This is a genomic window from Nostocoides japonicum T1-X7, from assembly GCF_001046855.1.
GTDB lineage: Bacteria > Actinomycetota > Actinomycetes > Actinomycetales > Dermatophilaceae > Nostocoides > Nostocoides japonicum.
Genome location: NZ_HF570958.1, coordinates 1,588,578 through 1,596,081 on the forward strand (window position 1 = coordinate 1,588,578; position 7,504 = coordinate 1,596,081).

General features: G+C 70.6%; 6 protein-coding genes. 2 read left to right on the plus strand and 4 right to left on the minus strand.

Translation table 11 applies throughout. The features are described 5' to 3' along the window. Positions 1-19 precede the first annotated feature (19 nt). Both BN12_RS07150 and BN12_RS07155 read right to left on the minus strand, forming a co-directional pair. Positions 20-1,645, minus strand: coding sequence for an acyl-CoA carboxylase subunit beta (locus BN12_RS07150; RefSeq protein ID WP_235432324.1), 1,626 nt, complete (start codon positions 1,643-1,645; stop codon positions 20-22). Between the two features lie 10 nt (positions 1,646-1,655). Next, positions 1,656-2,831, minus strand: coding sequence for an acyl-CoA dehydrogenase family protein (locus BN12_RS07155; protein ID WP_048551263.1), 1,176 nt, complete (start codon positions 2,829-2,831; stop codon positions 1,656-1,658). An 82-nt stretch (positions 2,832-2,913) separates the two neighbouring features. Between BN12_RS07155 and BN12_RS07160 the strand changes: the two genes are divergently transcribed. Next, the gene (locus BN12_RS07160; protein WP_048556083.1) at positions 2,914-3,309 is read left to right on the plus strand and encodes a MerR family transcriptional regulator; all 396 of its coding nucleotides are present in this window, start codon (positions 2,914-2,916) and stop codon (positions 3,307-3,309) included. A 281-nt stretch (positions 3,310-3,590) separates the two neighbouring features. On the opposite strand, the gene BN12_RS07165 is transcribed toward BN12_RS07160, so the two are convergent. Then, a complete protein-coding gene (locus BN12_RS07165; RefSeq protein WP_048551265.1) occupies positions 3,591-4,523 on the minus strand; it encodes a PfkB family carbohydrate kinase in 933 nt (310 codons plus the stop codon). A gap of 248 nt (positions 4,524-4,771) precedes the next feature. Here BN12_RS07165 and BN12_RS07170 point away from each other — a divergent pair, with 248 nt between their 5' ends. Beyond that, a complete protein-coding gene (locus BN12_RS07170; RefSeq protein WP_048551269.1) occupies positions 4,772-6,163 on the plus strand; it encodes a glucose-6-phosphate dehydrogenase in 1,392 nt (463 codons plus the stop codon). Between the two features lie 348 nt (positions 6,164-6,511). Here BN12_RS07170 and BN12_RS07175 read toward each other — a convergent pair whose 3' ends face one another. Further along, positions 6,512-7,390 (minus strand): tryptophan 2,3-dioxygenase, encoded by an 879-nt coding sequence (locus BN12_RS07175; protein WP_048551271.1) that lies wholly within the window; start codon positions 7,388-7,390, stop codon positions 6,512-6,514. Between the last annotated feature and the right edge of the window lie 114 nt (positions 7,391-7,504).

Below are 7,504 nucleotides of genomic sequence, written 5' to 3' on the forward strand. Positions count from 1 at the left end.
CGGGTCCGGGCAGGGCGGCTCAGACGGGCGGGATGTCGCGGCGCTTCGTCGCGAAGTGGCGTTCGCGTCCGGCGGCGTACCGGAGGCGGCGCAGCAGCTCGTCGCGCAGGGCATCGGCCTCGACGACCTGGTCGACGACGAGGTCGGCTGCGAGGCGCTCGAGGTCGACGTCTGCGACGTACTCGGCCCGCCGCGCCGCGATGTAGGCGTCGCGCGCCTCGACCCCGGACGCCGCCTCGACCTCGGCGATCTTGTTGGCATACACCGCGTTGACCGCCGCCTCGGGGCCCATGACGGCGATCCGCGCCGTCGGGAGGGCGATCGTCGCGTCGGGCATGAACCCCGGACCGCCCATCGCATACAGGCCCGCGCCGTAGGCCTTCCGCACGATGACGCAGACCTGCGGCACGGTCGCGGCGGCGACGGCCGACACCATCTTCGCGCCGTGCCGGATGATGCCGCCGCGCTCGACCTCCGAGCCGATCATGAACCCCGGCACGTCGGCGAGATAGACGAGCGGGATGGAGTAGGCGTCGCACATCCAGATGAAGCGGGCCGCCTTGTCGGCACTGTCGCTGAAGAGCACACCGCCCTTGACGGCCGAGTTGTTCGCGACGACGCCGACGGTCTCGCCCTCGAGCCGCCCGAACCCGACGACGAGCTCGGCGGCGAACAGCGGCTTGATCTCGAAGAACGAGTCGTCGTCGACGAGCCCGTCGATGACCTCGTGGATGTCGAACGGCTGGCTCTCCCGCTCCGGGACGGTATGCCGCGTCAACGGCGCGGACGGCAGCTCCGGCGCGTAGGACGGCAATCCCGAACGCCACGACTGCGGCACGTAGGAGAAGTAGAGACGCGCGAGCTCGATCGCCTCCGTGTCGTCGGTGGCGAGCAGGTCGCCGACCCCGGAGACCGTGCAGTGCATCCGTGCACCGCCCATCTCCTCGAGCGAGACGCGCTCTCCGACGACCATCTCGGCCATGCGGGGCGACCCGAGGTACATCGAGGCGTTGCCCTCGACCATGATGACGATGTCGCAGAACGAGGGGATGTAGGCGCCGCCGGCCGCCGACGGGCCGAACAGACAGCAGATCTGCGGCACCTTGCCCGACAGGGCGACCTGGTTGTGGAAGATGTGACCGGCACCCCGGCGGCCCGGGAACATCTCGACCTGGTCGGTGATCCGGGCGCCGGCCGAGTCGATGAACCAGAACACCGGAAGCTCTTCTCGCAGAGCGGTTTCCGTCGCTCGAACGATCTTCTCGACGGTCCGCGCCCCCCAGGACCCCGCCTTGACCGTCGGGTCGTTGGCGATGACGATGACGGGCCGTCCGTCGACGGTCCCGTGACCCGTGACGACGCCGTCGGCCGGCAGGCCCGCCGCCCGCGCGTTCGCGAAGCGGCCGTCCTCGACGAAGCTCCCCTCGTCGAGGAGCAGCGCGATGCGGTCGCGGACGTAGAGCTTGTGCTGGCTCGCGAGCTTCGCGGCCGCCTTCTCCGGGGGGGTCTGCGAGGCGAGGTAGGCCGTCGCGAGACGTTCCCGGAGCTCGGTGACACCCGCGTCGGCCCCCGCATCGGTCCCGGTGGCGAAGGGCGCGGAGGAGGAGTCGGTGGGCGACGGCATACCGACCACTGTGTCAGGCATCGCCGGGGCCTCAGGCGGTGGGCAGGCCGAGGTGGCGGCCGATGACCATCCGCTGGACCTCGCTCGTCCCCTCCCCGATCTCGAGGATCTTGGCGTCGCGGTGGAAGCGGGCCACGGGGTACTCCTCCATGAAGCCGTTGCCGCCGAACACCTGCGTCGCGATGCGGGTCGCCGCGTTCGCCGCCTCGGTCGAGTAGACCTTCGCGACGGCGGCGGCCTGCTTGACCTCCGCGACCGAGCGCCGCCCGGCCTCCTGCTCGTCCTTGAGCCACGCCGCCTTGTAGGTCAGGGCCCGGGCCGCCTCGGCCATGACGGCGAGGTCGGCGATCGGGAATGCGACGCCCTGGTTGGCCCCGATCGGCTTGCCGAACGCGGTGCGCGTCTTCGCATACGCCGTCGTCTCCTCGAGCATCCGCTGGATGCATCCGACGGCGAGGGCGGAGATGGCGATCCGGCCGTCGTCGAGGGTCTTGAGGAACTGCCGGAAGCCCTGGCCCTCCTCCCCGAGGAGGTTCGCGGCCGGGACGCGGCAGCCGCTGAAGGTGAGTCCGTGGGTGTCGCTCACCCACCAGCCGAGCTTGTCGTATGCCGGCTCGACGGTGAACCCCTCGGTGCCGGACGGCACGAGGATGGCGCTGATCCGGGCGGACCCGTCGTCGTTGGTCCCGGTGCGGGCGGTGACGGTGACGACCGAGGTGACCGGGGTGCCGGAGTTGGTGATGAACGCCTTGGCGCCGTCGATGACCCACTCCTCGCCGTCGAGCCGTGCCCTCGTCCGCGAGGCTCCGGCGTCCGACCCGGCGTCGGGCTCGGTGAGGCCGAACCCGGCGAGGGCACGACCGGCGACGAGATCGGGCAGCCAGCGGTCCTTCTGCTCCGGCGAGCCGTAGGTGAGGATCGGGTTGATGCCCAGGCCGACCCCGGCGGACAGGGTGATGCCGACGGACTGGTCGACGCGGCCGAGCTCCTCGATGGCGACGCACAGGCTCGTGAAGTCGCCGCCCGCACCGCCGAACTCCTCGGGCACGACGAGGCCGAAGAGCCCGAGATCGCCCATCGTGGGCACGAGGTCGACCGGGAAGTGGTGGTCGCGCGTCCACTGCGCGATGTGCGGCTCGACCTCCGCCTCGGCGAAGTCGCGCACGACGCGGCGGAAGTCCTCGTGCTCCTTGCTCAGCTCGAACATCGGCGGTCTGGCTCCTCAGGGGTCGGGACGACAGCAGGATCTCTGCTTGACGTTTACGTAAAGGTAAAGCATGATCGGTCGCATGACAAGTGCGCCGGTCGACGACGCGACGTGGACGATCGCCGAGATCGCCGACGAGTTCGGCGTCACCCACCGGACGGTGCGGCACTACGAGGAGCTCGGGCTCATCTCCCCCGAGCGGCGAGGCACGTCGCGGATCTATCACCGCCGCGACCGGACCCGGCTCGCGCTCATCCTCCGCGGCAAGCGGCTCGGGTTCCCCCTCGAGGAGATCCGCACGATCATCGACCTCTACGACACCCCGCGGGGCAAGGCGAGCCAGCTGCGCTACGTCCTCGCCCAGATCGACGAGCGGCGCGCGGACCTCGAGCAGCGGCGCCGCGACCTCGAGGACGCACTCGTCGAGCTCGACGCCTTCGAGACTCGCTGCCGCGCCGACCTCGACCGCCTCCCCTGACCTCCCGAGCTCCCGGTCCCCCGCTCTCCCCGACCCGGACTCGCTCTATCGGCTCTCCTGACTGATCCGTGGGTCAGTTTCGCCCGGGCGAGCGTCGCTTTATCGGGTCACCCCGGAACACTGAGCTTCACCCGACAACGAATGTCGGGTGAAGCTCAGCCTTGTCGGGTGACCCGATAAAGCGAGCAGGCGGCGGGTCGGTGGCCGGAGCGTCCCACGCTGGCACGTCGGGTGAGCGGGCGAGGTCAGGTGAGCGGGCGAGGTCAGGTGAGCGGGCGAGGTCAGGTGAGCGCGGCGAGGAAGTCGTCGATCTCAGGGGCGGTCGGTGCGCTCGCCGGTCCCCGTCGGGTCACCTTGACCGCGGCCGCCGCATTGGCCCGGCGGCAGGCCTGGGCCCAGTCCATTCCGGCGGCGCGGCAGGCGACGAGGACACCGGTGTGGCAGTCCCCCGCGCCGTTGGTGTCGACAGGCTCCTGGGGGAACCCCGGGACGTATGCCGTGCGCCCCCCGAGTCGAACGGCGCATCCCCTCGCGCCGTCCCGCACGATGGCGACGGCGCTCTCCGGGAGCAGTGCCGAGAGCTGGGCGGGAGCCTCCTGGAACGCCTCCACTCCGGTGACCGCCGCGGCCTCCTCGGCATTGCTCGTCCACACCGTCGTCCGGGCCAGCACGTGGGCGCGCAGCTCCTCCGGCAAGGCACTGAACGCGGCCCCCGGGTCGAGGACCACCTCCACGCCGGGGGCGAGCCCGTCGAGGAAGGCGAGGAGCGGGTCGCATACGGGCGGCAGCAGCGAGTAGCCGCTGAGGCACACGAGATCCCCCGGCTCCGGGTGGCTCGAACCGAAGGTCTGCGTCGTGACGCAGCGCTCGGCACCCATCGTCGTGACGAAGGTCCGCTCCGCCGACTCCTCGAGGAGGACGACGCAGACGCCGGTGTCGAGGTCGCGCAACCGAGGGCTCGACAGCGTGACCCCCTCCGCGACGAGAGCGTCTCGGACGAGGTCGCCGTTCGGGCCGGTGCCGTGGGCTCCGGCATGGACGCAGGTGGCGCCCGATCGCGCGGCGGCGAGGAGGATGTTGACGGCTCCCCCGGCATACCGTCGCGCGCTCGTCGCCATGACATTCTGTCCGCGGCGCGGCAGGCCGGGCACCTCCAGGACCTCGTCGACCAGAGCCTGTGCGGTGTGGATGACCCGCCGCCGGGGTCCGCTCATGAGGAGCAAGTATGCCGGTCCCCACCCTCCGTGGGGTGAGACGAGGCACGTGCAGGGTTGTCGTCGTCCCCCGGCCGATCCGACGACATCTTCTCGGCACGTGCGGGGTTGTCGTGGTCGCCGGCGCGATTCGACCACGACAAGCCCACACCTGCCGACACGCGCCGCCCACTGTCGAGGCGAACCACTCCCGGCGACGAGGGCAGCCGGGATTGGACGGGACGGCCGGGGCTGGAATGCTGGCACCCATGGCGCAGACGCAGGCCCCGACGACCCTCCTCATCCTCGGCGCTCACGGCGACCTCACCCACCGGCTGCTCCTGCCGGGCCTCGCGACCCTCCTCGACGCCGATCGCCACCGCCACGTACGTGTCGTCGGGGCCGATCGTGTCGAGGTGAGCCACGAGGACTGGACGGCCCTCGTCGCCGACTCCTTCGGCCTGGCCAAGGTCCCCAAGAAGGTGGCCGATCCGGTGCTCCGAAGGACGGCATACGTCCGAACCGACGTCCTCGACGCCAACTCCCTTCGGCAGGCTGTCGAGGCCGGTGGCGACGGGCCTCTCGTCATCTTCTTCGCGCTCCCGCCGCAGATCACGATGAAGGCGTGCGAGATCCTCGCCCGTCTCGATCTCCCGGCGACGACCCGCCTGGCCCTCGAGAAGCCGTTCGGCACGGATCGCCGGAGCGCGGTCGCCTTCAACCGCCTGCTGTCTCGCGCCGTCCCCGAGGACAACATCTTCCGGATCGACCATTTCCTCGGCGTCTCAACGGTTCTCAATCTCATCGGTATGCGGTTCGCCAACCGGGTGCTCCAGCAGGTGTGGGACGGCGAGCAGATCGAGAAGGTCGAGATCGTCTACGACGAGGACCTCGCGCTCGAGGGACGGGCCGGGTACTACGACGGAGCCGGCGCCCTCAAGGACATGCTCCAGAGCCACCTGCTCCAGATGCTCTCCATCTTCGCGATGGAGTCGATCGCGACCCTCGACGCCCGGGAGCTGCAGGAGCAGAAGTCGCAGGCGCTCCGCGCGACGCGGCTCTGGGGCGGCTCGCCGAAGCGGTCCTCGCGCCGGGCGCGCTACACGGCGGGAAGCATCGGAGACCGGGCCATCCCCGACTACGCGAAGGAGGAGGGCGTCGACCCCGCCCGCCACACCGAGACGCTGGCCGAGGTCACCCTCGAGGTCGTCAACAACCGGTGGAAGGGCGTCCCGTTCGTCCTACGTAGCGGGAAGGCCCTCGGCACACCGCGCAAGCAGGTCGTCGTCCACTTCCGGCCGGTCGCCCATGTGCCGAAGGGGTTCCGCGGGGAGACCGGCGGCGACCGCCTCGTCATCGATCTCAAGCCGGGCGGCGTGTCGTTCACCGTGACGATGAACGCCGAGGGAGACCCCCTCGATCTCGAGCAGAAGACCCTCTCCGCGACCCTCGCCGCGCCGCGGATGCAGCCCTACGGCGAGGTCCTCGGGTACATCCTCGACGGCGACCAGCTGCTGTCGGTGGGCGGCGACGCGGCCGTCGACTGCTGGCGGATCATGGAGCCGGTCATCACGGCGTGGGCGGCGGACAAGGTTCCTCTCGAGTCGTATGCCGCGGGCTCGGCCGGCCCCGACGGCTGGCCCTCCAACGCCGACGCCTGAGCGCTCCGCCGGCCGACGCCCAGGTCCGTCCGACGCCAGATGGTCCGCGGGCCGACGCCCAGCGTTCCAAGCCACACCGGATGCTTCGCAGGGCCGACGCCCAGCGTCCGACCCCACGCCCGATGGTCCGCAAGCCGACATCCAACGCCAGATCGACGCCCAGCGTTCATCGGCCCGGACCAGCTTTATCGGGTGACCCGATAAAGCTCAGTGTTCCGGGGTCACCCGATAAAGCGTGGACTCGGGGTTGTGGGGTGACCCGATAAAGCTGCTCGCCTCGCCCGGCCCTGCCCCTTCCGACCTGGCATGGACGGGCGTGACACGGACGGGCGCGGGCGGTCGGGGTGCTCAGGGGATCCGCGACCGGACGGCATACAGCTCGGGGAAGAAGGTGAGGTCGAGCGCGCGGCGCAGGAAGTCGACACCGCTGCTGCCGCCCGTCCCCGGCTTGTGCCCGATCGTCCGGGTGACGACCTGCAGGTGCCGGAACCGCCACTCCTGGAAGTTGTCCTCGATGTCGACGAGCTCCTCACACGTCTCGTAGACCCCCCAGTGCTCGCCGGGGGCGGCGTACACCGCGGCGAAGACGTCGACGAGCCCCTCGTGGAGAGCGGGCGGCTGGGTCGCGTCGCGGTCGAGGACGTCCTGCGGGATGGCGTAGCCGCGGCGCGACAGGTAGGCGAGGAAGACGTCGTAGAGGCTCGGCTCGTGGAGCAGCTCGTCGAGCATGTGGTGGGCCGCGTCGTCGTGGTCGAAGACCCGCACCATGTCGACGTTCTTGTTGCCGAGGAGGAACTCGACGGCGCGGTACTGGTAGCTCTGGAACCCGCTGCTCGTCGCGAGCCACGGCCGGATCTGGGCGTACTCGCTCGGCGTGAGCGTCGCGAGGACAGCCCACTGGTCGGTCAGCGTGTGCTGGATGTGCTTGACCCGTGCGAGCCGCTTGAGCGCCGGCTGCAGCTCGTCGGCCATGAGGAGTGAGCGCGCCGAGCGGAGCTCGTGGACGAGGAGCTTGAGCCACAGCTCGCTCGTCTGGTGCTGGATGATGAACAGCAGCTCGTCGTGCTGCGGCGGGTCGCTGCGCGGATGCTGCGCCGACAGGAGCCGGTCGAGGTCGAGATAGGTGCCGTAGGACAGGTCCTCGGAGAAGTCCGTGCGGATGCCCTCCTCCAGGTCGCGGCGGTTGGCGGTCCTCGTGACGGCATCGGCATCGGCATCGGACGGCATACCAGGCACTGTATGCCGCGTGCCGCCCGCGCGGTCCGGCTCGGCATCCTCCCGCCCTGGCGGTCTGGCACCCGATCGGGGCCTGTGCACCACCCCGGCCGACCGGATGGCGGT